The organism is Collinsella sp. CLA-ER-H5, assembly GCF_040092375.1.
In the GTDB taxonomy this organism is placed as follows: domain Bacteria; phylum Actinomycetota; class Coriobacteriia; order Coriobacteriales; family Coriobacteriaceae; genus Collinsella.
In genome coordinates this window covers 95,020-121,963 of sequence record NZ_JBBNLR010000003.1, presented here as the reverse complement: position 1 = coordinate 121,963, position 26,944 = coordinate 95,020, and the positions used below count along the sequence as shown (strand labels likewise).

At 62.3% G+C, this 26,944-nt stretch carries 25 protein-coding genes and 1 tRNA gene; 24 read left to right on the top strand and 2 right to left on the bottom strand.

Going from position 1 to position 26,944, the window contains the following annotated elements; genetic code table 11:
* Positions 1-285: 285 nt before the first annotated feature.
* Positions 286-1,869, bottom strand: coding sequence for a carboxypeptidase M32 (locus AAAX31_RS02310; protein WP_117770494.1), 1,584 nt, complete (start codon positions 1,867-1,869; stop codon positions 286-288).
* 505 nt (positions 1,870-2,374) lie between these two features.
* Here AAAX31_RS02310 and pheS point away from each other — a divergent pair.
* The 6 genes from pheS (at position 2,375) to AAAX31_RS02280 (ending at position 9,860) form a co-directional block, all read left to right on the top strand.
* The gene (pheS, locus tag AAAX31_RS02305; RefSeq protein WP_349076062.1) at positions 2,375-3,451 is read left to right on the top strand and encodes a phenylalanine--tRNA ligase subunit alpha; all 1,077 of its coding nucleotides are present in this window, start codon (positions 2,375-2,377) and stop codon (positions 3,449-3,451) included.
* A gap of 63 nt (positions 3,452-3,514) precedes the next feature.
* Positions 3,515-5,968 (top strand): phenylalanine--tRNA ligase subunit beta, encoded by a 2,454-nt coding sequence (gene pheT, locus AAAX31_RS02300; protein ID WP_349076060.1) that lies wholly within the window; start codon positions 3,515-3,517, stop codon positions 5,966-5,968.
* Between the two features lie 246 nt (positions 5,969-6,214).
* Positions 6,215-7,300 carry a cobalt transporter CbiM gene (cbiM, locus tag AAAX31_RS02295; protein WP_349076059.1) on the top strand — a complete coding sequence of 362 codons (1,086 nt, stop codon included), beginning with the start codon at positions 6,215-6,217 and terminating at the stop codon, positions 7,298-7,300.
* A complete protein-coding gene (locus AAAX31_RS02290) occupies positions 7,278-8,114 on the top strand; it encodes an energy-coupling factor transporter transmembrane component T (protein WP_349076058.1) in 837 nt (278 codons plus the stop codon). The genes cbiM and AAAX31_RS02290 overlap by 23 nt, the downstream gene beginning before the upstream one ends.
* A 46-nt stretch (positions 8,115-8,160) precedes the next feature.
* Entirely contained in the window at positions 8,161-8,931 is a 771-nt protein-coding gene (locus AAAX31_RS02285; protein ID WP_349076056.1) for an ABC transporter ATP-binding protein, read from the top strand.
* An 80-nt stretch (positions 8,932-9,011) separates the two neighbouring features.
* Complete coding sequence (locus tag AAAX31_RS02280) at positions 9,012-9,860, top strand: hypothetical protein (protein WP_349076055.1); 849 nt, start codon at positions 9,012-9,014, stop codon at positions 9,858-9,860.
* 202 nt (positions 9,861-10,062) lie between these two features.
* Here AAAX31_RS02280 and pyk read toward each other — a convergent pair whose 3' ends face one another.
* Entirely contained in the window at positions 10,063-11,523 is a 1,461-nt protein-coding gene (gene pyk, locus AAAX31_RS02275; RefSeq protein WP_035136807.1) for a pyruvate kinase, read from the bottom strand.
* Between the two features lie 74 nt (positions 11,524-11,597).
* Here pyk and AAAX31_RS02270 point away from each other — a divergent pair, with 74 nt between their 5' ends.
* From AAAX31_RS02270 to AAAX31_RS02185, 18 genes are all read left to right on the top strand, one after another.
* Complete coding sequence (locus AAAX31_RS02270; protein ID WP_195621186.1) at positions 11,598-11,825, top strand: hypothetical protein; 228 nt, start codon at positions 11,598-11,600, stop codon at positions 11,823-11,825.
* 140 nt (positions 11,826-11,965) lie between these two features.
* Positions 11,966-14,647: a cation-translocating P-type ATPase gene (locus tag AAAX31_RS02265; protein WP_349076054.1), complete on the top strand. Its 2,682-nt coding sequence runs from the start codon at positions 11,966-11,968 to the stop codon at positions 14,645-14,647.
* 353 nt (positions 14,648-15,000) lie between these two features.
* A complete protein-coding gene (rsgA, locus tag AAAX31_RS02260; RefSeq protein ID WP_349076064.1) occupies positions 15,001-16,080 on the top strand; it encodes a ribosome small subunit-dependent GTPase A in 1,080 nt (359 codons plus the stop codon).
* A gap of 251 nt (positions 16,081-16,331) precedes the next feature.
* Positions 16,332-16,991: a Flp pilus assembly protein CpaB gene (gene cpaB / locus AAAX31_RS02255; RefSeq protein WP_022094089.1), complete on the top strand. Its 660-nt coding sequence runs from the start codon at positions 16,332-16,334 to the stop codon at positions 16,989-16,991.
* The gene (locus AAAX31_RS02250) at positions 16,991-18,622 is read left to right on the top strand and encodes a P-loop NTPase (protein ID WP_349076052.1); all 1,632 of its coding nucleotides are present in this window, start codon (positions 16,991-16,993) and stop codon (positions 18,620-18,622) included. Before cpaB ends, AAAX31_RS02250 begins: the two co-directional genes overlap by 1 nt.
* A 2-nt stretch (positions 18,623-18,624) precedes the next feature.
* The gene (locus AAAX31_RS02245; RefSeq protein ID WP_271737914.1) at positions 18,625-19,953 is read left to right on the top strand and encodes a CpaF family protein; all 1,329 of its coding nucleotides are present in this window, start codon (positions 18,625-18,627) and stop codon (positions 19,951-19,953) included.
* Positions 19,954-20,003: 50 nt separating this feature from the next.
* Positions 20,004-20,852, top strand: coding sequence for a type II secretion system F family protein (locus AAAX31_RS02240; RefSeq protein ID WP_260699097.1), 849 nt, complete (start codon positions 20,004-20,006; stop codon positions 20,850-20,852).
* Positions 20,849-21,490, top strand: coding sequence for a type II secretion system F family protein (locus AAAX31_RS02235; protein WP_349076050.1), 642 nt, complete (start codon positions 20,849-20,851; stop codon positions 21,488-21,490). The genes AAAX31_RS02240 and AAAX31_RS02235 overlap by 4 nt, the downstream gene beginning before the upstream one ends.
* A gap of 10 nt (positions 21,491-21,500) precedes the next feature.
* The gene (locus AAAX31_RS02230; protein WP_006235091.1) at positions 21,501-21,734 is read left to right on the top strand and encodes a hypothetical protein; all 234 of its coding nucleotides are present in this window, start codon (positions 21,501-21,503) and stop codon (positions 21,732-21,734) included.
* Positions 21,698-22,261, top strand: coding sequence for a hypothetical protein (locus AAAX31_RS02225; RefSeq protein WP_161115718.1), 564 nt, complete (start codon positions 21,698-21,700; stop codon positions 22,259-22,261). The genes AAAX31_RS02230 and AAAX31_RS02225 overlap by 37 nt, the downstream gene beginning before the upstream one ends.
* A 1-nt stretch (position 22,262) precedes the next feature.
* A complete protein-coding gene (locus AAAX31_RS02220) occupies positions 22,263-22,481 on the top strand; it encodes a hypothetical protein (protein WP_022094024.1) in 219 nt (72 codons plus the stop codon).
* Positions 22,417-22,953, top strand: coding sequence for a TadE family protein (locus AAAX31_RS02215; RefSeq protein ID WP_349076049.1), 537 nt, complete (start codon positions 22,417-22,419; stop codon positions 22,951-22,953). Before AAAX31_RS02220 ends, AAAX31_RS02215 begins: the two co-directional genes overlap by 65 nt.
* Complete coding sequence (locus AAAX31_RS02210; protein WP_349076048.1) at positions 22,925-25,078, top strand: hypothetical protein; 2,154 nt, start codon at positions 22,925-22,927, stop codon at positions 25,076-25,078. The genes AAAX31_RS02215 and AAAX31_RS02210 overlap by 29 nt, the downstream gene beginning before the upstream one ends.
* Positions 25,078-25,554, top strand: coding sequence for a hypothetical protein (locus AAAX31_RS02205; protein WP_138374418.1), 477 nt, complete (start codon positions 25,078-25,080; stop codon positions 25,552-25,554). The genes AAAX31_RS02210 and AAAX31_RS02205 overlap by 1 nt, the downstream gene beginning before the upstream one ends.
* Positions 25,530-25,910, top strand: coding sequence for a DUF192 domain-containing protein (locus tag AAAX31_RS02200; RefSeq protein ID WP_349076046.1), 381 nt, complete (start codon positions 25,530-25,532; stop codon positions 25,908-25,910). Before AAAX31_RS02205 ends, AAAX31_RS02200 begins: the two co-directional genes overlap by 25 nt.
* A gap of 58 nt (positions 25,911-25,968) precedes the next feature.
* Entirely contained in the window at positions 25,969-26,235 is a 267-nt protein-coding gene (locus AAAX31_RS02195) for a hypothetical protein (protein WP_195362141.1), read from the top strand.
* Positions 26,232-26,519, top strand: coding sequence for a ribbon-helix-helix domain-containing protein (locus tag AAAX31_RS02190; protein ID WP_199575474.1), 288 nt, complete (start codon positions 26,232-26,234; stop codon positions 26,517-26,519). Before AAAX31_RS02195 ends, AAAX31_RS02190 begins: the two co-directional genes overlap by 4 nt.
* Before the next feature lie 123 nt (positions 26,520-26,642).
* A tRNA-Phe gene (locus AAAX31_RS02185) sits at positions 26,643-26,715 on the top strand.
* The last annotated feature ends 229 nt before the right edge of the window (positions 26,716-26,944 follow it).

Here is a 26,944-nt window from a genome sequence, read left to right as displayed (position 1 = left end):
GTCCATCCCGAACGCGGTAGAATGCTTTGGCATGGGAGCCTCCCAACCTCGTTGCGGCGCGGCTGCGCCTATGGCACTTCGACATCATTGTCGCAGCCCCGACCCGCGGTCACGAGCGGGGGCTCCTGTCGTTTCCGTGCCCCTGGATTGGGTCATAGTGTCTGACGTTGCCAAGACATTAGCGTCAACGAACTAGTCATTAGGTACCTAGTTATTGGGTGAAAAAAGGGGACGCTGCGGATTGGTTCCGCGGCGTCCCCTTTGCGTTGGCGTGTCGGTTATGCCTTACAGTTCGTAGAGCGTGGTGAACTTGTCCTGCAGGTGGCTGCAGTAGTAGCGGGCATCGAACGCCATGCCGCACGCGCCCTTGATGAGCTCCGGCGCGTCCTTGGCGCGGCCCCACTGCCAAATGTGCTCGCCCAGCCAGGCGCGGACAGGTGTCAGGTCGCCGCTCGCGCAGGCGCCGGTAAGGTCGACACCGTCGCGGCACATGGCCGGCACAAACATGGCATCGTAGGCACTGCCCAGCGCATACGTGGGGAAGTAGCCAAACGAGCCGCCGCTCCAGTGCGTATCCTGTAGGCAGCCGTGCGTGTCGTCGGGAACGGGAATGCCCAGGTACTCATCCATAAAGCGATTCCAAAGCGCGGGGATGTCCTTGGCCGTGGCCTCGCCGGTAAACAGCATGCGCTCGATCTCGTAGCGCACCATAACGTGCAGCGGATAGGTGAGCTCGTCGGCCTCGGTGCGGATCAGCGAAGGCTGCGCGATGTTCACGGCGTGGTAGAGCGTGTCCTCGTCGACGTCGCCGTAGACCTCGGGTGCGTGGCGGCGCAGCACCTCGAGCAGCGGTCCCATAAAGGCACGGCTGCGGCCCACGGTGTTCTCAAAGAAGCGGCTCTGGCTCTCGTGGATGCCCATGGAGGTGCCGCCCTCCAGGCAGGTGCGCGCATAGGCGGGATTGACGCCCAGCTCGTACATGGTGTGCCCCGCCTCGTGGATGATGCTGTAGACGTTGGAGATGCAATCGTCCTCGTAGATGTGTGTCGCGATGCGCGCGTCACCCACGGCAAAGCCCTCGCTAAACGGGTGCTCGGTAAAGGCAAGCGTGGTGTCGTCCAGGTTCAGGCCGACGAGCTTCATCAGGTCGAAGCTCATGGCGCGCTGGGCGGCCTCGGGCACGCGGGCGTGCAAAAAGTCGGCAGCGGGCTGCTGGCCGCGCTCGCCGATGGCGTGCACGAGCGGCACGACCGTGGCCTTGACCTCCTCGCAAAACGCGTCGAAGCTCTCGGCAGAAAGGCCGCGCTCGTACTGGTCGAGCCAAACGTCGTATGGGTCGCGCTTGGGGTCCATGAGTTCGGCCTGATGCTTAAGTTGGGCGACGATTCTATCCACATAGGGCTCAAAGCTCGCCCAGTCGTTGGCCGTCTTGGCCTTATGCCACACGGCGTCGGCCTCGCAGGTGAGCCTGGTCCAGGCCTCGGCCTCCTCGGTAGGAATAACGCTTGCCTCGCGCTGGTCGCGGCCGAGCACGCGAATCTCGTCGAGCAGCTGCGGGTCGTCTACGTGTCCGCCTGCAACCGTCTCGCGCGCTAACGAGCGTACGAGCTCAACGGACTTCTCGCTGGTCAGCAGCTTGTGATGTTCGCCGGCAAGCGTGCCCATGGCGTCGGCACGGGCGGCAGCGCCGTTGGCAGGAGCAATCGTCGCCCCATCGAACTCGGCAATCTTGAGCAGGTACTCGCGAGTCCACAGCTTGCCCTCGAGTTTGCGGAACTTTTTGACGGCCTTGTCGACTTTAGCGGCCTTGACGCCCTTGGCGGCCTTTGCCACGGCGGCCTTGGCCTTCTTATCGAGTTTCTTTCCCATACCGTATCCTTAATCTCGCAGGCCGAGCGCCGCAGGCGGGTGCGCGGCCAGTTTGCACAGCTACCTGCCTTGTACCCAGCGCGAACAAAACGGAACGCGGCGATGCACTCGCGAAATGTGTTATCCTATAGCCCAATGCGTTGACGGAGAGGGTTTTGCCCGCCGCGTCGCCGGCAAGAGAGGGAAGGTCATGGGCTGCAAGCCTTCCTGCGGTGGCAAGGGCCAAGCGTTCACTCCCGAGCAGCGACCTCAACGGGCACGCGGCCAGTGGCAGCAAAGTCCCAGTAGGGAAGCCGTGAGCCTCGCGACAAGAGGCACAGAGTGGGCGCGGCGGGCCAGACATCCGCCGGGTCAAACAAGGTGGTACCGCGGAATTCAACCGTCCTTGGGCAATGTACATGCCCGAGGGCGGTTTTTTTTGTTACCGAACCGGGCCGCGCATCCGCAACATCGGGCGGCGTCAGCCGTCCCGGAGCGCGGATGCGCGAGAGACGAAAGGGAAGACATGAGTCTGATTGATGATCTGGTCAAACTCGAGGAAGAGGCCAAGGAGCTCGTCACTAGCGCTGACGACGCCGCCAAGCTCGAGGCCGCGCGCGTTGAGCTGCTCGGCCGCAAGGGCCGTATCACCGGCCTGATGCGCATGATGGGCAAGCTCGCTCCCGAGGATCGTCCCATGATGGGCAAACGCGCCAACGAGATGCGCCAGCTGATCGAGGGCATGCTCGACGAGCGCACCACCGAGATGAAGGCCGCCGCCCTCAAGCACGTACTCGAGCACGAGGCCGTCGACATCACGCTGCCGGGCATCCGTCCGCAGATCGGTCACCAGCACCTGATCAAGCAGATCATCGAGGAGGCCGAGGACATCTTCTGCGGCATCGGCTACACCGTCGAGTCCGGCCCCATGGTCGATACTTCCTACTACAACTTCACCGCGCTCAACGCGCCCATGGATCACCCGAGCCGCTCGGCTCGCGACACGTTCTATGTGGTCGACAACAACCCCGGCAGCGTCGCGCATCCCGAGGCTCACGCTCACGGTGAGTCCGACGTGCTGCTGCGCACCCAGACCTCGGGCGTGCAGATCCACACCATGGAGTCGCAGAAGCCGCCCATCTACATGATCTGCCCGGGCACCGTCTACCGTCCCGACACGGCCGACGCCTGCCATCTGCCGCAGTTCAACCAGATTGAGGGCCTGGTCGTCGACGAGGGCATCACCTTTGGCGATCTTAAGGGCACGCTCGACTACTTTGTTAAGTGCATGTTTGGCGAGGATCGCAAGACGCGTTACCGCCCGCACTTCTTCCCCTTCACCGAGCCCAGCTGCGAGGTGGACGTGAGCTGCCACGTGTGCGGCGGCAAGGGCTGCAACTTCTGCAAGCACAGCGGCTGGATCGAGATCCTGGGCTGCGGTATGGTCGACCCCAACGTCCTGATCAACTGCGGCATCGACCCCGAGAAGTACACCGGCTTCGCCTTTGGTATTGGCGCCGAGCGCGTCGCGGCACTGCGCTACGACCTGCCCGACCTGCGCACGTTGATGACTGGTGACATGAGGTTCTTGAACCAGTTCTAGAACGCTTTCTTCTTAGTTGCAGTTTCCGGCTCAAAGCCGCATTTATGAAAGGAGACCAGTTAGATGCGCGTTTCTTACGACTGGCTCAAGACCATGATCGATATTCCGGAGGATCCCAAGACCCTTTCGGACGAATATATCCGTACCGGTACCGAGGTCGAGGCGATCGACACCGTGGGCGAGTCCTTCGACCACGTGGTGACCGCCAAGGTGCTCACCAAGACCCCGCACCCCGATAGCGACCACATGTATGTGTGCTCGGTCGACGTGGGCGACAAGAACCTCGACGCCGATGGCAACCCCGCCCCGCTGCAGATCGTCTGCGGCGCACAGAACTTCGAGGCTGGTGACCACATCGTCACGGCCATGATCGGCGCTGTCCTGCCCGGCGACGTCAAGATCAAGAAGAGCAAGCTTCGCGGCGTCGTGTCCATGGGCATGAACTGCTCCGCGCGCGAGCTCGGCCTGGGCGGCGACCACTCCGGCATCATGATCCTGCCCGAGGATACGCCCTGCGGCATGCCGTTTGCCGAGTACGTGGGCTCGAGCGACACCGTGCTCGACTGCGAGATCACGCCCAACCGCCCCGACTGCCTGTCCATGATCGGCATGGCCCGCGAAACCGGTGCCATCTTCGACCGCGATTTCCACGTTGAGCTGCCCGCCATCAAGGTCGAGACCGGCCGCGCGACCGACGACGAGCTTTCGGTCGAGATTGCCGACGAGGGCCTGTGCGACCGCTACGTCGCCCGCATCGTGCGCAACGTGAAGGTCGGTCCCTCGCCCGACTGGATGGTCAAGCGCCTCAACGCCCTGGGCGTGCGCCCGCACAACAACATCGTCGATATCACCAACTACGTGATGATGCTCACCGGCCAGCCGCTGCACGCCTTTGACCTCGACACCTTTGCCGAGCGCGATGGCCACCGTCGCGTGGTGGTTCGCGCCGCCCAGCAGGACGAGAAGTTCACGACTCTCGACGGCGAGGAGCGCGTGCTCGACGCCGGCATGGGCCTCATCACCGACGGCGAGCGTCCCGTGGCGCTGGCCGGTGTCATGGGCGGTATGGATTCCGAGATCGAGGACGATACCGTCGATGTGATGGTCGAGAGCGCCTGCTTCAACGCCGGCCGCACCTCGCACACCAGCCGTGACCTGTCGCTGATCTCCGACGCCTCCATCCGCTTTGAGCGCCAGGTCGACGAGACCGGCTGCGTGGACGTCGCCAATGTGACGTGCGCGCTTATCGAGGAGATCGCCGGCGGCGAGGTCGCCCCCGGCTATGTGGACGTGTTCCCCGCGCCCAAGACCATCGACAGCATCAAGCTGCGCCTGGCCCGCGTGCACGCCATCTGCGGTGCCGACATCGAGCCCGACTTTATCGAGCGCTCGCTCACCCGCCTGGGCTGCACCGTCGAGCGCGACGGCGAGGACTTTATGGTCACGCCGCCGAGCTTCCGTCCCGACCTGCCGCGTGAGATCGACCTGATCGAGGAAGTCCTGCGCCTATGGGGCATGGGTCGCGTCACGGCAACCATTCCGGCTGCCAAGAACCACATCGGCGGTCTGACGCGCGAGCAGAAGCTTACCCGCAAGGTCGGCGAGATCCTGCGCGCCTGTGGCCTCAACGAGACCACGACCTTTGGCTTTGCTGCCCCGGGCGACCTGGAGAAGATTGGCATGTCCACCGAGGGCCGCGGCTGCCCCGTGGTTCTCATGAACCCGCTGGTGGCCGAGCAGACCGAGATGCGCCGTTCGCTGCTGCCGGGCCTGCTGCAATCCGTGGCCTATAACGAGGCCCACGGCACGCCCAACGTGCACCTGTACGAGGTCGGCAGCTTGTTCCACGGTCGCGAGAACGCCAGCCTGCCCAAGGAGACCAAGTCCGTAGCGGGCGTGCTCTCGGGCCAGTGGAGCGAGCAGTCCTGGAACATGAAGTACCGTAAGCTGCGCTTCTTCTTTGGCAAGGGCATCGTTGAGGAGCTGCTTGCTCAGCTGCGCATCGAGAAGGTTCGATTCCGTCCCGTCGAGGGCGAGAGCTATGCCTTCCTGCAGCCGGGTCGTGCTGCCGAGGTGCTCTCGGGCGGTACCGTGCTGGGCTGGGTTGGCGAGATCCACCCCGAGGCGCGCGAGGCTATGGGCATTGACGAGGTCGTCGTTGCCTTTGAGCTCGACCTGGACAAGTTGATCAAGGGCGCCCGCAACCAGGAGAACTACCGTGAGTTCTCGCAGTACCCGGCCGTTGAGCACGACCTTGCTATCGTGGTCGACAACACTGTGACCTGCGAGGATCTTGAGCGTCGTATTACGAGTGCCGGCGGCAAGCTGCTCGAGGGCGTGCGCCTGTTCGATGTCTACCGCGATCCGGTCCGCATCGGCAAGGGCAAGAAATCCATGGCCTTTGCGCTTACGTATCGCTCCGACGACCACACGCTCACCAGCGAAGAGGTCGAAAAGGCGCACCAGAAGATCGTCACCAAGGTGTGCAAGGGCGTAAACGGCGAGGTCCGCGGCTAGGTCCTGCGCTGGGGTATGGGTCAGCGGTGGCTGCTGCCGAATCCTACGTGACTACTATGCCCGGTATAAGGCGCTGCTGAGCCTGCATATATGACACGCGCATTACATAACGGCGTGCTGCTTTGTCGGCAGTGCGCCGTTTTGCTATGATAGCCCGCGGCGTGTTACGAATCTGACAATACGTAACACTGACAAGGTGATTCAAGCGGCGTTGCAATTCCGTGCGCCGATAACCGGGAGGCGTACATGCACATTCCAGATAATTATCTGTCCCCGCAGACCGATGCCGTCATGGCAGTGGCGATGGTGCCCGTTTGGATCCACTGCATCAAGAAAGTGCGCGCCACGCTCGATCGCGAGCACATGGCTTTCCTGGGCATCTGCGCCGCGTTCTCCTTCCTGCTTATGATGTTCAATGTGCCGCTGCCCGGCGGCACCACAGGTCACGCCGTCGGCGGCGCGCTCATTGCACTGCTGCTAGGCCCCGAGGCCGCGGCTATCGCTGTCTCGGTTGCGCTGGCGCTGCAGGCGCTGCTGTTTGGCGACGGCGGCGTTCTGTCGTTTGGCGCTAACTGCTTTAACATGGCCTTTGTGCTGCCGTTTGTCGCTGCTATCGTGTTCCGTGCGCTCAACAGCCGCCTGCACGACAAGAGCTGGGGCACCTCGGTTTCTGCCGTCGTGAGCGGTTGGGTCGGCCTGTGCCTGGCGGCCCTGTGCGCGGCAATCGAGTTTGGTATTCAGCCGATGCTCTTTACCAACGCTTCGGGCGCGCCGCTGTACTGCCCCTTCCCGCTGTCCGTGGCTATTCCGGCCATGTTGATCCCGCATATGCTGGTTGCCGGCGTGATCGAGGGCGTGGCGACGGCCGCCATCTACGGTTTCATTAAGAAGACGGCGCCGAGCGTTATCGTCGGGCCCGAGGCCGTCGATGGCCAGCTTACTGCCGAGGGCGCTGCTGCCAAGAAGACCTCGCTGGTCCCCACGCTCATCTTGGTTGCCGTGCTTGTCGTGGCTACGCCGCTCGGCTTGCTTGCCACAGGTGACGCATGGGGCGAGTGGGACGCCGAGGGCGCCGCGACCGCCGTTCAGGAGGCTGGTGACGACAGCCTGCAGGCTTCGGTCGGCCTTGATACCCCGACCTTTGCCGACGCTCTGCCTACGGGTGATTACCTGCAGGCCTATTCCGAGGAGCAGGGTCTTGGCTTTGCCGGTCAGGCTGCCATGTATATCCTGTCCGGCGTGATTGGCGTGGCGGTGCTCACCATCGCATTCCGTCTGATCTCGCTGACGGTTAAGGAAAGCGGTGCTCATGGCAATAGCCGAGCTGCCTAGCTGGCTTGCGGTCGAGCAGCGTTACGAGCCCGTGGGGGCTCGGCATCGTGTGATGCAAAAGAACGTCCTGCACCTGGCGAGCCTGCTTGAGCGGGTTCGCCTGGGTGGAGGCGCGCACGAGGGCGGGTCGATGGTCGACCGCGCCCTTTCTTGCGTTTCGGCTCCGGTGCGCCTGGTGGGGATGTTCGTCTGCGTCCTGTGCGTGTGTCTGACGCAGAGCCCGCTGTACCTCATGTTGATGGCGGCTATCGCGCTGGTGCTGGTCGCGGTGCGCCCCGCACGCGGGCTGCGTGCGACCATTGTACCGGCGCTCGGCGCCACGGGGCTTGCGGTGGTTCTGGCATTGCCTGCCCTGCTGCTGGGCGCGTCTGCCACGGGCGCCATGCTCAAGATCGCGCTCAAGACCTTCATTAATGTGTCGCTGGTGCTGGGCGTTTCGTGGACGCTTACCTGGAGCCGCATGTCGGCGGCGCTCAAGATGCTGCATCTACCCGACGAGGTCATCTTTACGTTTGATATGGCGCTCAAGCACATTGAGGTGCTGGGTCGCACGGCGCACAATCTGTGCGAATCGGTCATGCTGCGCAGCGTTGGCCGTGCGCCTGAGGGATTTTCGCGTACCGATTCGATCGCGGGTATCATGGGCATGACCTTTATCAAGGCGATGGAATGCAGCCGCGCGATGGACGAGGCCATGCTCTGCCGCGGCTTTGCCGGCGCGTATCCGGCTCCCGCGCGGAGCGGCTTTGGCTGGCGCGATGCGGTCTATGCGGCCGGCGTGGCGCTGCTGGCAGTGTTGTGCGCCGTGCTGTAGGCGCTGCTGGTTCTGGCTGGGGATGCAAATAGGGAAGGGCGACGTTTTGACGATCGATATGAATAGTGCGGCGGGCACGAACGGTGTGGGCGGCGCCGAGGACACGCCGCTTATTGAGTTGCGCGACGTGGTGTTTTCCTATACGGGTCATACGGTTGTCGATGGTGTGTCGCTGCAGGTCGATCGTGGTGAACTCGTTGCCCTGCTCGGTCCCAACGGCTGCGGTAAGACGACGATTATGCGCCTTATTAACGGCCTTGAACTCGCGAACGCAGGGGCATACCTGTTTGACGGACGCGTGGTCGATGCGGCGTATCTGAAGGATTCTGCTGCTGCTCAGAAGTTCCACCAGCGCGTGGGCTTCGTGTTCCAAAACGCCGATGCCCAGCTGTTCTGCGCCACGGTGGGCGAGGAAGTTGCTTTTGGTCCCGCGCAGATGGGGCTGCCGGCAGACGAGCTCGAGCGCCGCGTGAGCGATGCCATGGGGTTGTTCCAGGTTGCCGACCTTGCCGACGCCTCTCCCTATCAGCTCTCGGGCGGGCAAAAGAAGCGCGTTGCGCTGGCTGCGGTGGTGTCGATGAACCCGGATATCTTGGTCCTTGACGAGCCTACCAATGGGCTCGACGAGGATTCATGCGACATCGTGGTCAACTTCTTGCTGGCCTACGTCGCGGCGGGTAAGACGGTCTTGATGAGCACACATCATCAGGATTTGGTGCGGCGCCTGGGTGCCCGCGCCATCTATATCGATCGATATCACCATGTGGTCGAGGCGCCGGTGTCGTCGTATGGAACCGAGAGCGGCGCTGCGGAATAGTTGCTGCGTAGAGCGTGCGTAGCCGCCCGCGCGGCTTTGCCGTGATGGTATAGTTATCCAGGTTTTTTATGGGGGTGGCTATGCCAAGCTGGAACATTCATATCGCTCAGACGGAGCGTTTGCTGGAGCGCACCGGTGCGCTTGCCAAGAGCGTGCGCGACCGCAATGCCTTTTTGTTTGGCTGCGTGGTTCCGGATATTTTCGTGGGCTATATGGTCCCTGGCATCGCCGATCCCATCCCGTACCGCATTACGCACTTTGCCAAGCCCGAGCCTATCCCTAAGCCGCGTGAGCACGAGTTCTGGGATACCTATGTGGCACCGTTGCTTAAAAGTTCGCCCACCGGTGCGCCAGCCGCGGCGACCTCGATTATCGAGGAGCGCGAGCGACTGAATCGCGTGCACTATCCCCAGCGCTACAGGGATGCTGAGCCGGTTGTCGGTCCCGGCGCTCGTGAGTTCTCGCTTGCGTCCGAAGATGTGGCGCAGTCGTTGCTCGATTTGACACTGGGTGTCTGGTCGCATCTGGTGGCCGATACCGTATGGAATACGCGCGTGAATCAGTACCTGGAGGCGCACGGCGGCAAGCCGTGCGAGGAGTTCCGCATTAAAAAGCAAGGCGACTTTGACTGGTTCGGCAAGACGCTCGGCATTGTTTCGATTCCGCGCGCGACCGATCGCCTGTATACTGCGGCGACGCGTTTTGGGCAGTATCCCATCCATAAGGAGTATGTGCTCAAGACCATCGGCGTTATGCACGAGATCGTGCGCGAAAACCCCGGCGAGCCCGACCATCCGCCATACCGCCTGCTGACCGAGAAATTCTTCGACGCAACGTTTACCGAGGTCATCGAGCTGACCGAGGCGGGTTTTGCCGCCCGTGTCGAATCGCCCGATGTGCCTGCGCTGCCCCTGATTGCTAGCTGCTAGCTGGCCGGCTTGACGGTGAACAGTTCATCCCAATTGACCAACGGCTCCCGTCGCAGGGCGTCTTCGGTGGTGCACTCGGCATCGGAGAGGCTTGCGACTGAACGCAAATCGATGAGGCGGCATATGAAGAAGGTCTTAAAAAGGGCCCGGAAGGCAATGCCTTCCGGGCCCTTTGCAATGCAAATGTGCTTGCAAGTACGATTTAGCGCACCTGAGCGACGTAAGCGACGTTGGTCGAGGAGACCTTGTCCTCGAGCTGGACGCTCATGCGGGGGTCGCCGGCGGTGGCGACGGTCAGATCGCCGGCCTCGACGTAGCCGAGCTCCTTAGCGGTCTCGATCGCCTTGACGATCGTGCCGTTGACGGTGCCCTGGGTAATCTCGGCCTGGTGCGGGATAACGCCCCAGTACATGATCATCTGCTGGACGGCCCACTCGTGGCGGGAGAACGCGCAGATCGGCATGTTGGGACGGAAGTGCGAGATCAGGCGAGCGGTACGACCGGTGGTCGTCGGCACGGTGATGCACTTGGCGCCAACGGTGGTAGCCATGTTCACAGCGGACATACCCACAACGTTGTTGACGACGCGGGTGCCGTGAGCATCGGCCGGAACCTCGAGCGGAGCGTGAGCCGGGAGGTACTTCTCAGTCTCGAGAGCGATGCTGGCCTGCATCTTGACGGCCTCGACCGGGTACTTACCGGCAGCGGACTCGCCGGACAGCATAACGGCGTCGGTGCCGTCGTAGATGGCGTTAGCAACGTCGGCAACCTCGGCGCGCGTCGGGCGCGGGTTTTGCTGCATGGAGTCGAGCATCTGCGTAGCGGTGATAACGGGCTTGTAGGCCGCGTTGCACTTGGCGATGATCTCCTTCTGGATGTGCGGAACGAGCTCGGGCTTGATCTCGATGCCCAGGTCGCCACGGGCGACCATGATGCCGTCGGAAGCCTCGAGGATCTCGTCGAAGTTTTCGACGCCCAGGGCGCACTCGATCTTCGGGAAGATCGTCACGTGCTCGCCGCCGTTCTCGCGGCAAAGCTCGCGGATGCCGCGGACGGACTCGCCGTCACGGATGAAGGAAGCGGCGATGTAATCGATGTTCTCGGTCAGGCCAAAGAGGATGTCCTGACGATCGCGCTCGGTGATGGCGGGCAGCGAGATGTTGACGTTGGGCATGTTGACGCCCTTGCGCTCGCCGATCAGGCCGTCGTTCTTGACGACGCAGGTCATGTCCTGGCCGTCGACGGACTCGACCTCGAGGGCGACCAGGCCGTCATCGATCAGGATGAGGGAGCCCTTCTCGACCTCGGAGGGCAGAGCCAGGTAGTCAAGGGAGATGTGCTCAGAGGTGCCGTGGAAATCCTCGGACGTGGGCTGAGCGGTGACGACGATCTTATCGCCGGTCTTGACGGCAACCTTCTTGCCATCGACCAGAAGGCCGGTGCGGACCTCGGGGCCCTTGGTGTCGAGCAGGATGCCGACGGGCAGACCGAGCTCCTTGGAAATACGACGGACGCGCTCGATGCGACCGTGGTGCTCGTCGTAGGATCCGTGCGAGAAGTTAAAACGGGCGACGTTCATGCCCGCCTTGATCATCTCACGGATGGTCTCGTCGCTATCGCAGGCGGGACCCATGGTGCATACAATCTTGGTGCGCTTGTACATTCAGACCTCCATCTGACATCGTCTTGCGCTGATAGATAAACCATAAGAAATAAAACTGAGATGATTATAACGAAATGCCGACCGAATACCCCAAAAAATCGACCGTATGCCGAATTAGAAGTTCATTTTTTGCGGTAAAAACGGTATATGAAAAATCTTTACCAACCGCTCTGACCGCTGCTATCTGGGCGATATTTCAGTTTGACGATGCGCCGAAGAAAAAACGTTTTATCAATGTTGAGCATCACACGGTCTGCATCGTTGCACTCGAGCCGTGTTTCCAATTGGAATGTTTTGGCTAGACGCGCCGCTTTGGGGTACCATAGCTCCACTATCAACTGCCGCTCAGCACGGCAGCCTTGATGAGCCCTTGCCCTTCTCCTGGGAATTATGATCGGGCATCAATCTGCTGAGTGGCCCGAATCCCAGGAGGGGACTCTATATGCAAAAGGAATACCTGTCCGCCGCGGCGGAGGTACTCAGCGACCAAGGTGTCGATGAGAACCTCGGCCTGAGCAACGACGAGGCGTCGTCGCGCCTCGCCAAGACAGGCCCTAACAAGCTCGAGGAAGCCGAGAAGACGCCGTTGTGGAGGCGCTTCTTTGAGCAGATGGCCGATCCCATGGTCATCATGCTGATCGTTGCCGCCGTCATCAGTGCACTCACGGGCATGGTCAAGGGCGAGGCGGACTTTGCCGACGTCGCCATCATCATGTTCGTCGTTATCGTCAACTCGGTGCTGGGCGTGGTCCAGGAAGCTAAAAGCGAGGAGGCTCTCGAGGCCCTGCAGGAGATGAGCGCGGCGCAGTCCAAGGTGCTGCGCGACGGCAAGCTCGTGCACCTGCCGAGCGCCGAGCTCGTGCCCGGTGACGTGATCATGCTCGAGGCGGGCGACTCCGTCCCGGCCGACTGCCGCGTGCTCGAGAGCGCCACGATGAAGATCGAAGAGGCTGCACTCACCGGCGAGTCCGTGCCTGTCGAGAAGCATGCCAACGTGATCGAGCTCGCCACCGGCACCGATGACGTGCCGCTCGGCGACCGCAAGAACATGTGCTACATGGGCTCCACCGTGGTGTACGGCCGTGGCCGCGCCGTCGTAGTCGGTACCGGCATGGATACCGAGATGGGCAAGATCGCCGGTGCCCTGGCTGAGGCCAAGGAAGAGCTCACGCCGCTGCAGGTGAAGCTTGCCGAGCTCAGCCGCATCCTCACCATCATGGTCATCGTCATCTGCGTCGTTATCTTTGGTGTCGATATCATCCGCCACGGCGTGGGCAACGTTCTTACCGACCCGACCGCCCTGCTCGACACCTTTATGGTCGCTGTCTCGCTTGCCGTCGCCGCCATCCCCGAGGGCCTGGTCGCCGTCGTGACCATCGTGCTGTCGCTTGGCGTGACCAAGATGGCCAAGCGTCAGGCAATCATCCGCAAGCTCTCTGCCGTCGAGACCCTTGGCTGCACGCAGACCATCTGCTCCGACAAGACCGGTACCCTCACCCAGAACAAGATGACCGTCGTCAAGCACGAACTCGCCGCGCCTAAGGAGAAGTTCCTGGCCGGTATGGCGCTGTGCTCCGATGCCCAGTGGGACGAGGACTTGGGCGAGGCCGTGGGCGAGCCGACTGAGTGCGCGCTCGTCAACGACGCCGGCAAGGCGGGCCTCACTGGCCTGACTGCCGAGCACCCGCGCGTGGGCGAGGCCCCGTTCGACTCGGGCCGCAAGATGATGTCCGTGGTTGTCGAGACCCTGGACGGCGAGTATGAGCAGTACACCAAGGGCGCGCCCGACGTGGTGATCGGCCTGTGCACCCATATCTACGAGGGCGATAAGGTTGTCCCCCTGACCGAAGAGCGTCGCGCCGAGCTCGTGGCCGCCAACAAGGCTATGGCCGACGAGGCCCTGCGCGTACTGGCGCTGGCAAGCCGCACCTACACCGAGGTCCCGGCCGACTGCAGCCCCACTGCGCTCGAGCACGACCTGGTCTTCTGCGGCCTGTCCGGCATGATTGACCCGGTTCGCCCCGAGGTCGCCGACGCCATCCGCGAGGCGCACGACGCCGGTATCCGCACCGTCATGATCACGGGCGACCACATCGACACCGCCGTGGCCATCGCCAAGCAGCTGGGCATCGTCACCGATCGCAGCCATGCCATTACCGGTGCCGACCTCGACCGCATGAGCGACGAGGAGCTCGACGCGCACATCGAGGACTACGGCGTGTACGCCCGCGTCCAGCCCGAGCACAAGACGCGCATCGTCGAGGCCTGGAAGTCGCGCGACCAGATCGTCGCCATGACCGGCGACGGCGTCAACGACGCCCCGTCCATCAAGCGCGCCGACATCGGCGTCGGTATGGGCATCACCGGCACCGACGTCACCAAGAACGTTGCCGACATGGTGCTTGCCGACGACAACTTCGCCACCATCATCGGTGCCTGCGAAGAGGGCCGTCGCATCTACGACAACATCCGCAAGGTCATCCAGTTCCTGCTTTCGGCCAACCTTGCTGAGGTGTTTTCGGTGTTTATCGCCACGCTCATCGGCTTTACCATCTTCCAGCCGGTGCAGCTGCTGTGGGTGAACCTGGTCACCGACTGCTTCCCCGCGCTCGCGCTGGGCATGGAGGATGCCGAGGGTGACATCATGAAGCGCAAGCCGCGCAACGCCAAGGACGGTGTCTTTGCCGGTCACATGGGCCTGGACTGCGTGGTCCAGGGTCTGATCATCACCGTGCTGGTGCTGGCGAGCTTCTTTGTGGGCGTGTACTTTGACATGGGCTACATCCACATCGCCGATATGATCGCCGGCAATGCCGACGAGGAAGGCGTGATGATGGCGTTCATCACGCTCAACATGGTCGAGATTTTCCACTGCTTCAATATGCGCAGCCGTCGTGCGTCGCTGTTCACCATGAAGAAGCAGAACAAGTGGCTGTGGGCTTCTGCCGCGCTGGCACTGGTGCTGACGGTGATCGTGACCGTGCAGCCGACGCTTGCCGAGATGTTCTTTGGCCCCGTGACGCTTGAGCTCAAGGGCGTTCTTGCCGCGCTGGGCCTGGCCTTCCTGATCATCCCACTGATGGAGATCTACAAGGCGATCATGCGCGCGGTGGAGAAAGAGTAACGCTCTCGTCCGGGCCCGCCCGCCTGCGGGGTTTCCACGGGCACGTCCTCGCCGCTTTGCGGCTGCGGGATGTGCCCTTAGGAAACCCCTCCCGGCGGGCGGGCCCTGCGGTATCCTTGCTGGCTTTTCTCCCGTGCGGATGGTAAAGGGCTGAAGGAAAGTATGTGAGCTGGTCGGGCTTTGCCCGACCAGCTCTTTTTGATTTAAAATACCTGCTCAGTTGTGATTTATGGTGCTGGGAGGCGCTTGTGGGCAAGGCGAAGGCTAAGGCGAAGAAAAAGACGACGGGGGCGCGGGCTAAGCGCGATCGTCGTCGGAAGCTTGCGACCGAGGCCCCCGCGTCTGCCGAGGAGCTGCTGGCAAGCGTGCCGGGACTCGACGCGCTGCAGGACGTTCCGGCGTTTGATGACCTGCCGGTCGATGAAGCCCAGCAGACTGCCTTTGACGATTTTTGCGCACATGCCGAGGAACCCGAGCAGATGCAGCTTGGCGCCGTGGTGCGCTTGGATCGCGGGTTTCCGCTGGTGGCGACTGCCGACGACACCTTCCGCGCCGAGCATGCCGTGGGGTTTGCCAAGTCGCGCGGCGAGGACGAGGTCCTGCTGCCTGCCGTGGGCGACCGTGTGGCGGTGCGCCGCGCTCCCGGGCACGATATGGGCGTGATTGAGTGCGTGCTGTCGCGCCGTACGAGCTTTGAGCGTTGGCGCGGCCGTGCCCGCGGAGAGCGTCAGGTGCTCTGCTCCAATGTGGATTGCGTGCTAATCGTGCAGGCGCTCGGTGCCGGTGAGGTGCTGCTCGACCGCGTGGCGCGCTCGCTGGTGTTGGCACTCGACTGCGATGCCGAGCCGGTGGTGGTGCTCACCAAAGCTGACCGCTGCGATGCCGAGGAGCTCGAGCGCGATCTGGACCGCGTGCGCCGCCTGGTGGGTCCGGACGTGCGCGTGATCGTGACGTCCTCTGCCGAGGGGCGCGGCCTGGACGAGGTTCGTTCCTGCGTGCCTGCCGGGAGCTGCGCCATGATTCTGGGCGAGTCGGGTGCCGGCAAGTCGACACTGCTCAATGCACTGCTGGGCCACGATACGTTGGCGACTGGCGGTGTGCGCGAACGCGACGACCAGGGCCGTCACACTACCGTCGCGCGCGTGATGGTGGCACTGCCGGGCGACGCCGGCGTGATCGCCGATGCCCCGGGCCTGCGCAGCCTACCGCTCGTGGGTCACGAGCGGGGTCTGGCGCGCGCCTTCCCCGAGATTGTCGAGGCATCGCGCGCGTGCCGGTTTGGCGATTGCACACATACCCATGAGCCGGGTTGCGCCGTTCGCGAGGCCGAGGACGCCGGGCAGATCGACAGCCTGCGTCTGGAAACGTTCCAAAACCTGGCGTCATCCATGCGCGTGAGCGCTCAAATGCTCGATCCCGATGTTCATCTGTAATTGATTTTTCTATGACAGCCGTCTCCCAACTGTTCGGGAGACGGCTTTTTTGCTGCGGAAAAGCCTCGAAACATGCAGTTTGCTGACGTGCTGACCAAAACCTTGCCACGAGCTTGACGGGCTGGTCAGCTTCTGGTCAGCGATTGGTTTGACATCGAAAACCAAGATCGCGATTGCGCCGCTTTGCACTCTGACCGCCCAGACAATGGTGGTAAGGGCATTCGCCCGGCACTGCCATGAGAGGAGCGGCCGTGAACAAGAGCAAGCGCATCGCTATCAGTCTGGTCGCGGGCGTGCTCGCTGCTCTGCTCTGCATGGTTTACGGCTCGTCGATCCGCTCGCAAGCCGAACAGGTCCAGGCTGAGACCTTGGCCAAGTACGGTGGCGATCGCGTCGAGGTATGCGTTGCGGCGCGCGATATCGATGTGGGCGAGACCCTCGATGAGACCAATGTCATAACCCAGGAATGGCTGACGAGTCTGCTGCCGCGTGACGCGGCGACCGAGCTGCGCCAGGTGCGCGGCGACGTGACGACTTCGCGTATTCCCAAAAACGCCGTGATCTGCAATGTCTACACCAAGGCCGAGAGCCACAAGCTCGAGGTGCCTAAGGGCAAGGTCGCCGTTTCGGTGGCGGTCGATGCCGAGCACTCGGTCGGCGGTGCTACGGGCGTGGGCAGCTACGTGGATGTGTATGTGCAAAAAGACGGCGTAACCGATCGGCTGTGCGGCGCGTACGTGATCGATACCAGTGAGGATTCCGGTGCCACGCGCGAGGGCAAGATCGAATGGGTGACGCTGGCGGCTGACCCCGAAGACGTCAAGGAACTGCTGGGAGCCTCGGGCAAGGGAACGGTCAGCTTGACGATTCCCGCCACGGCGCGCGGCAAAAAGAGCGGAGGCGACGAGTGATGAAGGCGATCTGGCTTGCGTGCTGCGCGTGCGGCGATTACGGGCTGTTGCAGCGGGAAGTCGAGGGCCGTGACGCGGGTGCACAGGTGCTTCGCGTGGGTGACCTGGACGGGCTGGTTTCCATGGCGCGGGCGTTTCCGTCGCGCCGCGGAGCTGCCATCATCGCGGCGTCTCTGTTTGATACCGAAGATGTGCGCAAAACTGTTGCGCGCCTGACGGCCGAAGGCCGCGTGAGTCGCGTGGTCGTCTTGATAGAAGCGCTCGATCCGTCGGATATCGAGGGGCTGTTTCGTGCAGGGGCGACCGAGGTCATCGCTGCGCACAGTATATGCGGCAACGGGCGCGCGGGCGAGGGAGCGGTTGATTCCGATCGGCGCATGACGATTGAGCCCGATGCTTTTGTTGATAGGGAACCCGGGGCGCCTCGCGCTACAAGAGGCCCGCGTGTTGATGATTATGGAAAAGCGGAAGCCGAGCATGGTCGGCGCCCCCGGAACCCCCTTGCATACGATGGCGCTGGAGGGCCGGTGCAGCATACTAGCGATTCCCCGGCTGTAGATATGGGATACGTGCACGGCGTGAATCTGGTGGATGAACTCGACGAAGTTGAGGGCTTTGCCGGGTGCGGCGAGTTGTCGCTGATGCAGCATGAGCAGATTGCACAGAACGAGCCTGCCTCGCAGACCGAACAAGCTGCCATGCCGGCTTGGACACAGCGTGTGGTTGCGGCGGAGGAGACGGGGACGCTGTCACCGACGCCTCCGATGCCGCCGGTAGACGCTGCCGCTCCGCAGCGTCGAGCTCCGGTCATCTGCGCCATTTCGGGTTCGGGCGGTTGCGGCAAGTCGACGATCGTTGCCACCATGGCACACACATCGTCGCTGTTGGGCTTGCGTGCCGCCGTGCTCGACCTGGACCTGATGTTTGGAAACCTTTACGACTTGTTAGGCGTCGATGCTCCGCGCGATATGGCGGCACTTATCGAGCCGTCGGCGGCGGGCGCGCTCACCGAGCCGGATATCGTAGCCGCATCGATGCGCGTGGCGCCGGGCGTTACGCTCTGGGGTCCCGTCGCGGCGCCCGAGCAAGCCGAGCTCATGGCACGTCCGGTGGAGCTACTGCTTGATGTCCTGCGTCGCGAATCCGACGTGGTCTTTATCGATACCTCGGTCTTTTGGGGCGACGCCGTGGCGGCTGCGGTGGCGGCGAGCGACCGTTGCCTGGTCGTTGGCGATGCTGCGGTGTCGTCCGCGACATCGGCGTCGCGCGTCATTGAACTGGCAAGTCGAGTAGGTGTGCCGCGCACGCGCATGAGCGCCGTGTTCAACCGGTTCGGTGCGCGCGGGGCAGACGAGGACGTCGCCATGCGCTTTGAGATTGCCTGTGCGTTGAGCTCCAAGATTCGTATCGCCGATGGCGGGCAGGATCTCGCCGCGCTCATGGCGTTTGGGCGCGCTGACGAGGCAGTGGGGCAGACCAGCGCTTTTGCGACCAGCGTGCGCGAGGCCACGCGCGAGATGCTCGTGGAACTGGGGTGCGCCGTCGGCCCTTGGAGCGATATGGTCGCCGATCGTGCAACGCGCACCGAACGCCCGCGTATTCGCCTTCCCTGGTCGCGCGAGGGCGATTAGCGATGAGCCTGCAAACGAGGATTAAGGCTGCCGGCGCTGCAGCGGCGGCAGCGCCTGTAGATGCGGGGCGTCGCCGCGCGGTGAAACGACGCACCAAGCGCGCCGTGATGGACCGCATGGGTTACGACGAAGTGGCGCGTATCAGCGCCTATATCGACCCGGCACTTGCCCGCTCGGAATTGCGTCCCGCGGTGGAGGCGGCGCTCAATGTTGAGGAGCCGACCGATCTCGCGACGACCGAGCGCGAGACCATCATCGACGAGATTTTGGATGACGTGGTGGGCTTGGGGCCGTTGCAGCCGCTCATCGAGGATGACACCGTTACCGAGATCATGATTAACGGCTGCCGCTCGGCTTTCTTTGAACGCGGCGGCGTCTTGCACCCCATCGAGCATGCGTTTGAGGATGATGAGCAGATCCGTGTGCTTATCGACCGCATCATCTCGCCACTTGGCCGCCGTATCGACGAGCGCAGCCCCATCGTCAACGCCCGTCTCAAAACGGGCTATCGCGTCAACGCGGTGATTCCGCCTGTGGCGATTGACGGACCGATTCTCACCATCCGAAAGTTCTCGGACCGCATCTGCTCGCTGGACGAGCTTGTGGGGCTGGGGTCGCTGCCGCTTTGGTATGCGCAGCTGCTGTCATGCGCTGTGTCGCTGCGACAGGACCTGGCGGTTGCGGGAGGCACGGGATCTGGTAAGACCACTCTGCTCAACGCGTTGTCATGCGAGATCTCCACCGGCGAGCGCATCGTGACGATCGAGGACTCTGCCGAGCTCAAGTTTGCGCATCATCCGCACGTGGTGCGCCTAGAGGCGCGCGAGGCTTCAATTGAGGGCGAGGGCGCGGTGACGATCCGCGACCTGGTGACCAATGCCCTGCGCATGCGCCCCGACCGCATCGTGGTGGGCGAGGTGCGCGGTGCCGAGTGCTGCGACATGTTGCAGGCCATGAACACGGGCCACGACGGGTCGCTCACCACGCTTCATGCGGGTTCCGAGCAGGAGACCGTGGTGCGTCTGACGTTGCTTGCACGTTATGGCATCGATCTGCCGAGCGAGCTCATCGAGGAGCAGATTGCCATGGCGCTCGACGGCATCGTGATGTCCGAGCGCCACGCCGATGGCAGGCGTTTCGTCTCCTCGTATTCGGGGGTGCGTCGCGCCGCGTCGGGCGGCGTAGAGCTCGAGCGCTATGTGACTTTCGATGCCGCCGAGCGCACCTGGAAGCTTGACCGCGAGCCGCCGTTTATCGCAGAAGGCCTGCGGTCGGGGACGCTCACACAAGAGGAGGTGGACGAATGGAGGTCGCTGTGCCCCTCGTCGTAGGGGGTTTGGCAGGGTTTTCTGTTGCGACGGCGTGCGGGGCGGAACCTCGTGTGCCGCAGGTACCGCCGGCGGAGCTGGCGCGTCAGGCGCTCGAGACGGTGGCAGAGAAGCTGCCGCGTGAGCTGGTGGAAAACGATCTGCTGAAAAAGATCGCCCGTTCGTGGGCATCGCTGGCTCCGGCGCGTCGCCTTGGCCTCGCGATCGAGGATGCTTCGGGGCGTTTGGCGTTTCTGCTGCTATCGAGCGGTGTCTGCTGCGTATTGCTAACGATGGTGTCGTTATCGCCCCTCGGATTTGCCTTGGGACTTGTTGCTCCGTTTGCCGTTGGCGCCGCTCGGGATGGCTTTGAGAGCCGGCGCGAGCAACACGATGCAGAAGAGGCCATGCCCGAGGCGTTTACCGCACTTTCCATGTCGCTTGCCTCGGGACATTCGCTGGCCCAGGGCATGCGCTTTGTGGGCGCTCATGCGCAAGAACCGGTGCATACCGAGTTTTTGCGGGTGGCGGCGGCAATCGATTGCGGCATCTCGGCGACCGATGCGCTCGATGACTTGCTCGTGCGCATCGACGCCCCCGGCCTTTCGCTTGTGACCTTGGCGCTTAAGGTGTCTCAGCGCACCGGTGCTCCGCTTGCCGACTTACTGTCCGAGGCGTCGAGCATGGTGGGGGAGCGCATTGAGCTCAAGCGCCGCCTGGATGTTAAGACGTCGCAGGCTCGCATGTCTGCGCATATGGTCGCGGCGATGCCGACGGGCATGTGCGCGGTGTTGACGCTGCTTTCGGCAGATTTTCGTCGCGGTCTTGCGACGCCTGCCGGCGCGGGCGCTGTGGTGCTGGGTCTTGCCCTCAACGCCGTTGCCCTGGTGGTTATCCGGCGCATTATGCGGGTGGAGCTATGAGCGCCCCGGTTGCAGTTGCGGCTTGCCTGTGCGCTCTGAGTGTATTTGTCGCGACGGGTTTGGATCGGGCGGATGCACGCAAGATCGCAGAGGCCTGCAAGCGCGAGGCGGTGCTGGTCGCTGCCGCGGGTCGCTCGGTGGTCGATGCTCTGGCCGCGCGAATGAAGGGCGCGGTTGGAGCGGGCGGCCCGGCGCGAGTATCGCTCGGCGAAGTGTCCGAGATGATCGATGTTGTGCGCTTGGGTCTTTCGGCCGGTCTTTCGTTTGATGCGGCGCTTGAGATTTTCTGCGCCAACCGCCGGTCAGTGCTGGCTCATCGACTTGAGCGGGCCTGCATGGCGTGGCAGGTGGGCGTGGGCACGCGTGAGGACGAGTTGTTGGCCGCCGCACGCGACCTGGACGTGCGAGCGCTCGAGACCTTTGCCATCACGGTGGGGCAGGCGCTCGCTCTGGGTGCCCCACTTGCCGAGACACTGGCCGCTCAAAGTCGCGAGATCCGTGCGGCTCATCGCGCCGCGGTCGAGCGCGAGATCGAGCGTGCGCCCGTCAAGCTGCTGATTCCCACCGGCACACTCATCTTGCCGGCGTTGCTTCTGTCCATATTGGGCCCGCTGTTGGGAGCAGGCGGGATGATGTAGGGAGGAATACATGAACACGATGACTGACGTTGCTGGCAAGGTCTGGAGCTGGGCTGTTTGCCAGTCAATTCGCGCTCGCCAGCATGCCGGGGAGCTACTGCAGGAGGAGAGTGCACAGGGTACCACCGAGTATGCCATCTTGGTCGGCGTGCTCGTGGTGATCGCGATTATCGCCATCGTCGCATTTAAGGGCAAGGTCCAAGATCTATGGAACGCTATCAGCGAGGGCATCAACAGCCTGTAGAGGGCGAGCGCCCCATCGGGGTGCTGCTGGTGTTTGCTTGCCTGACCGTGGCGATAGCGGCGGTGCTTTGGGGGCTTAACGCCGCGCGGCAGCAGCGTCCTGGGGCCGCCTTCGATTCGGGCTCAGATTCGGCGGTGGCGTCTCAAAAAGATGAGATGCGAGATGCGGACGATTCGGATGTCGCTGTCACGGCGCAAACCTTTCTGCGGACGCTCGACAAGCGGTCTGGCACTGCGACGGATTCGCCTGAGGACAACGCGATTGCGGTCCGGCTTGCATGGTCCGAGGACCGACCGATGACCGAGGCAGCGGCGGATATGTTACGCGCCTACCGCGAGGTGCCAACGGCCCAGCTCGCCCTGAGCGGCTATCTCGATATTAAGGGCAACGTATGGGGCGCCATCGTGCGCGATGGGCGCGGCTGGGTCGATATGGTGACGGTTGCCGCGGATGCTGGCGATGCTTCGTGTCGTCTGCGCGCCGTGCGTCTGGTCCCGCAAACAATAAGCTCAAAGGAGGGATCGTGAAATGCATGGCGTTCTGCGTGAAGAGGTTGCCCAAGCGACTGTGGAATACGCCATCGTTACAGTGGCGCTGTTATCGATCGTGCTGGCGATCGCGGGGCTTTGGCGTGCTGGCACCGATGGGCGCTTGGCGGCGCTGGTTGAGCGGGCGGCATCCCATGGCGTTGCCTCGACGTCGGTTATCGACGCCGCTGCGGGCGCTAAGGACATCGCGTTGTATTGATATCGCGCGCGAGGACCGGGCGCAGTCTACGGTCGAGGCCGCTTTTTTGCTGCCGACGTTTCTGACGCTCATCCTTCTCGCACTGCAACCAGTGTGCTTGCTTTATACGCGCGCGGTCATGGAGTCTGCCGCCGCCGAGACCGCGCGGCTCATGACCACGACGACGGCGGAGGACGACGATCTTAAGGAGTTCACCCGCCGCCGGCTTGCCGCAGTGCCCAACGTTTCGATCTTTCATGCCGGCGGGCCGTTGTCGTGGGATATCGAGCTTGGTCGGGCCGGTGCGGGTGGCGTCTCGTCCGTGTCCGTTTCCAGCGAGGTCAAACCGTTGCCTGTGATCGGTGCGTTTGCGCAGGCTATGAGTGGTGCAGGCGAGGGCGGCTACGTTGAGCTCAAGGTCGATGTCTCGTATCAATCACGTCCCGAATGGCTGGAGGGAGATTATGATTCGTGGATTGCTGCATGGGATTAAGCGTTTCTGGTCTAGACGCGTTTTGACGCGCCGTCCGAGCTGCCATCGCAAGCGAGGCGGCTTTATGGGCCGCGCCGGTGTTGATCTGTTTATCGAAGACAGCGCCTATACCACGCTTTCTTCTGCCGTGGTCATCCTAGTGGTGCTCACGTTGTTGTTTTCGTCGACCGCGGCGATATGGAGCATGTCGCGTGCCGGGGATACCCAGGTGGCGGCCGATAGCGGCGCGCTGGCGGGTGCCAACGTAGTGTCGTCCTATCACACGGCTGCCACGGTGGTTGATGCGAGCATCTTGAGTCTGGGGCTAGCGGGGTTTGCCACGATCGGGACGGGCCTGGTCGCCATCCTCATCCCGGGTGCCGAACCAGTTGCCGGCAATATGATCGACACCGGGATCGAGATCATTAAAACGCGCAACAAGTTTGCCAAAAGCGCATCGGAAGGCTTACAGAAAATCGAGACGGCTCTGCCGTATCTGATTGCCGCGCGTGCCACGCAGGCGGTGTCGGCGCAGGATACCGATAGTGTGACCTATACCGGTACGGCGCTTGCTGTGCCCAGGACATCCGAGTCGGACTTCGCTGCGCTCAAAGGGTCAGAGATCTCGACCGATGCCATTAAAGACACATCAGATGATTTAGAGCGTGCGGCCGAGGAGCTGCGGAAGGCTTCTGAGGACACGGCGAAGGCTAAAGAGCGCGCTTGGCTGGCGGATTGTGGCGGGTCGGACGAGAGTTCGATTGGCAAGTACTCGTGTATGTGGGAGCGTGCGAAAAAACTAGCAGAACTATCTGACAGCCAGAACCGTCATGAAAAGTCGAGCATCACATGGGAGCCGCAAATAGCGCTCGATCGCGCGAAAACCTATTACCGACAGCGCTTGGCGAATGAAAAACCTCAGGGATCGAGCGTCGAGATGAAAGCGCAGTCAGCCGCTCGAAAAGCGTTCTATGCCTATGCGATTGAAGAGGTCGATCGAGCATACATAAAAGATGATGGCGAACGGTTTTCTGCCTATATCCCACTATTGCCGCGTGTCCCAAACGAGGTGCGGCCGACCGAACTTTACACCGATGCCGCATGGCCTGTAAGCAACAACGACGGCAGAACATACCTGCATTATGGAGTCGAATGCCCCGTCTATCAGAAAGGGACTCCGAGTGGGCTGGCATCTGTTGCTGATTATGATGGTCGTGATACATGCGAAGCGTGCGGCTTCGGCGTGGTTACGCTTGGAAGCGCCCTCATGCCGCCATCGTTCATCGAAAACGGCTTCGAGTACCACTTTGACAAGTTCAAAGAGGCTCTGGAAGACTACGTCGAATGCCGCAACAAAGAGCTCGAGCTCGAGCGTCAGACCGAAGACGAGGCCGATCGTGCGGGCAATACGTTTGACCAGGCCATCAAGGAGCTTTCGGGCGAGCGTCCGCGTATCGCTCCGCCCGGTCGCAACGGCGTGGTCGCCTTTGCGGTTACGGGTGCCATCTCGAGCCCCGACGAGCTCAACTCTTCGTTTAACACGGCAGTCAGGCTTGGCAATCGCGGTGCTATCTCTGGCGCGGTGCTGGCACCCGATGACGCGACGGCGCAAAACAACGTGCTTTCGCGATTTTTCTCGACATTGAAGGAACGCTCGGGCGGCGTTGCCGGCGTGCTCGACGGCGTCATGGATGTTTGGGGACGGCTGCTCGTAGGATACGGTGATATTCAAGGTTCGGCCGACGAACTTATGGACGAGATGATTAAAGGCCTGGGAGGGGGCAGCGGCGCGTTGGGCTCCATCGCATCGTGGCTCGGCGATACCGTTTCGGCGTCCGTGGCGGCGCTGGGTTTGGAACCGTGCGACTTGCGCCTGCGAAAGCCGGTGCTGACCGATTCTGCCAACGTCATTAAGAGTCCGGGGTCTGACATTGCGGGTCTCTCTCAAGCGCAAGACAAACTGCGAAGTATTCCGTTGGGCGTGACCGATCCCAAGGCGCTTTGCGAGGCGTTGGAATATCAAGTCGAACGCACCATTAGCGGTACGGTGTTCACACTTGCGGAGATTCCTCTGCCCGGCGGCGGCTTCATCCCGCTCACCGTCGATGTCGCCACGCTGGTTGGCGCTCTGGGCGGTGGGTCGTAATGAGTATCCGCATGCGTCTGCGCGAGGAGCGCGCCCAAGCGACGGTGGAGATGGCAGTGGTTACGCCCGTTTTGCTGGTGCTGGCACTCATCGTGTACAACGTCATGATCTTTGCCGGCGCTGTCGCGCGCTTCGACCGCGTGGTGCCCGACATCGTGCTAGCGCATGCCGTGGCGTCGGAGGGGGAGGGCGACGAAAGCTCTGCCGATGCCTCGGCGACGGTCCAGACTCAAATTCTGAATGCCATGGAAGGCTATGACTTGCAGATCGAAGTGTCGAGCGAGCAAGGCGCGAAGGCATCAGATGGTGGCCTGCTCTCCCTATCCGGTACGTTTAGGACCTACACCTGCACCATGCACTATGAGCCGTGGCCGACTTCTCTCAGCATCGCTGGCGTTCCGCTGGGGGCGCCGACAACGTTGTCGCACGAGCGCGCGGTGACGGTCGATCCATGGCATCCGGGGGTGGTCATGTGACCGCGGTCTCGTCCTACATCGCTTACGCGCGGGCACTCAACAGGCTGGGTTGGACGCCGGCCGAGTTTGTGGTGGCGGAGTCGTTTGTCGTGCGCCTGCGCGGCATGCTGGGACGGCGTCCGGTTGCCGCCAACGGCCTGTCGCTCGTCATGGCGTTTCCACGCTGCTCTTCGGTCCATACGTGTTTTATGGCCTATCCCATCGACATCGCCTTCATCGATCACGACGGCAATATCCTCGCGCGCTACGAAAACGTTCGTCCTTGGCGCATGTGCTCCTGCCTCGGCGCCTGGGCCGTACTAGAGCGTCCTTCAATCATTGTTTCGACTCCTGCTCTCCAACGCGTGCCGGCTTAAGAATTGGCGACAGTGGACTTTCGTCATACGAAATTGGGTAAGATGGAGGAGAAGATGCATGGATGTTGAGATCCATCCCAACGCTAAAAAGCACCTGACGGAAAAGCAGGTGCTTAGCGCTTGGCTTGCGGTTACTGAGTGCATTCGTCGCGAGCCGAAGGACGAGCCGCCGAGATGGCTTGCAATTGGATGGCTCTCAGACGGACGAAGCGTGGAGCTTGTCGCGGTCGAGCTTGTCCGTGGGTGGCTTATCATTCATGCCTTGTCTCCAGTCCAGAAGAAATTTTGGCAGGAGATTGAACAGGCTCGGCAAAGGGGTCGATGATGGGCAAGACGTATACGGCCGCTAATGGTCAGGTTGTAACGGATGAAATGATTGACGCGTGGTGCGAGTCGTACGAGCGCGGAGAGTTTCCGGATGGCGAACACACCGTTGGTGGGATCGTGCATGGACGGCCCCCGCTCTCAGGTGAGGGGACGGCAACGCTGTCGGTCAAGATTCCTCTGGGAATGAAGGAGGCCATTCGTCGACGGGCGGCTGCCGAGGGGATGACGCCAAGTGAGTTTGCCCGTGCGGCTCTGAGTGAAAAACTTCTTGCTGCCGGCTGATGCCTCTGACGTGCCGATTTATAGAACCGAGGCTGTGCCCAAAAACTTTTTTAAAATTCTCGGTTGACCGGAACGCGTCCTTGGTTATACTAATCAAGCCTTGAAACAAGGCACACCTCAAATGGCTGGGTAGCTCAGTTGGTAGAGCAGAGGACTGAAAATCCTCGTGTCAGGGGTTCGATTCCCTTCCCCGCCACCTTGAATTGACTAGGACCTCTGCAAAGGGGTCCTTTTATTCTATCGAGGACTCTGCGGAAATTGCGTCCCGGAATTTGGCTTCAGAGTGGGATGCGCTTTCCGGCGCTTACTTCCGACGTGCGCGCACATCTCGGCGCACCAGCTCGTGCCCACCTGTCCCAGACATTCCTCCCACTTTTGCGCCACTTTGTAGACCGTTCGGTCGCCTGTCTGCATGCGCGGGTATA

Bases quoted from the DNA above. Each gene is read 5' to 3' on its own strand.
- AAAX31_RS02310 (WP_117770494.1), bottom strand. From the start codon at position 1,869: ATGGGAAAGAAACTCGATAAGAAGGCCAAGGCCGCCGTGGCAAAGGCC.
- pheS (WP_349076062.1), top strand. From the start codon at position 2,375: ATGAGTCTGATTGATGATCTGGTCAAACTCGAGGAAGAGGCCAAGGAG.
- pheT (WP_349076060.1), top strand. From the start codon at position 3,515: ATGCGCGTTTCTTACGACTGGCTCAAGACCATGATCGATATTCCGGAG.
- cbiM (WP_349076059.1), top strand. From the start codon at position 6,215: ATGCACATTCCAGATAATTATCTGTCCCCGCAGACCGATGCCGTCATG.
- AAAX31_RS02290 (WP_349076058.1), top strand. From the start codon at position 7,278: ATGGCAATAGCCGAGCTGCCTAGCTGGCTTGCGGTCGAGCAGCGTTAC.
- AAAX31_RS02280 (WP_349076055.1), top strand. From the start codon at position 9,012: ATGCCAAGCTGGAACATTCATATCGCTCAGACGGAGCGTTTGCTGGAG.
- pyk (WP_035136807.1), bottom strand. From the start codon at position 11,523: ATGTACAAGCGCACCAAGATTGTATGCACCATGGGTCCCGCCTGCGAT.
- AAAX31_RS02270 (WP_195621186.1), top strand. From the start codon at position 11,598: ATGCCGACCGAATACCCCAAAAAATCGACCGTATGCCGAATTAGAAGT.
- AAAX31_RS02265 (WP_349076054.1), top strand. From the start codon at position 11,966: ATGCAAAAGGAATACCTGTCCGCCGCGGCGGAGGTACTCAGCGACCAA.
- AAAX31_RS02250 (WP_349076052.1), top strand. From the start codon at position 16,991: ATGAAGGCGATCTGGCTTGCGTGCTGCGCGTGCGGCGATTACGGGCTG.
- AAAX31_RS02245 (WP_271737914.1), top strand. From the start codon at position 18,625: ATGAGCCTGCAAACGAGGATTAAGGCTGCCGGCGCTGCAGCGGCGGCA.
- AAAX31_RS02235 (WP_349076050.1), top strand. From the start codon at position 20,849: ATGAGCGCCCCGGTTGCAGTTGCGGCTTGCCTGTGCGCTCTGAGTGTA.
- AAAX31_RS02230 (WP_006235091.1), top strand. From the start codon at position 21,501: ATGAACACGATGACTGACGTTGCTGGCAAGGTCTGGAGCTGGGCTGTT.
- AAAX31_RS02225 (WP_161115718.1), top strand. From the start codon at position 21,698: ATGGAACGCTATCAGCGAGGGCATCAACAGCCTGTAGAGGGCGAGCGC.
- AAAX31_RS02220 (WP_022094024.1), top strand. From the start codon at position 22,263: ATGCATGGCGTTCTGCGTGAAGAGGTTGCCCAAGCGACTGTGGAATAC.
- AAAX31_RS02215 (WP_349076049.1), top strand. From the start codon at position 22,417: ATGGCGTTGCCTCGACGTCGGTTATCGACGCCGCTGCGGGCGCTAAGG.
- AAAX31_RS02210 (WP_349076048.1), top strand. From the start codon at position 22,925: ATGATTCGTGGATTGCTGCATGGGATTAAGCGTTTCTGGTCTAGACGC.
- AAAX31_RS02205 (WP_138374418.1), top strand. From the start codon at position 25,078: ATGAGTATCCGCATGCGTCTGCGCGAGGAGCGCGCCCAAGCGACGGTG.
- AAAX31_RS02200 (WP_349076046.1), top strand. From the start codon at position 25,530: ATGGCATCCGGGGGTGGTCATGTGACCGCGGTCTCGTCCTACATCGCT.
- AAAX31_RS02195 (WP_195362141.1), top strand. From the start codon at position 25,969: ATGGATGTTGAGATCCATCCCAACGCTAAAAAGCACCTGACGGAAAAG.
- AAAX31_RS02190 (WP_199575474.1), top strand. From the start codon at position 26,232: ATGATGGGCAAGACGTATACGGCCGCTAATGGTCAGGTTGTAACGGAT.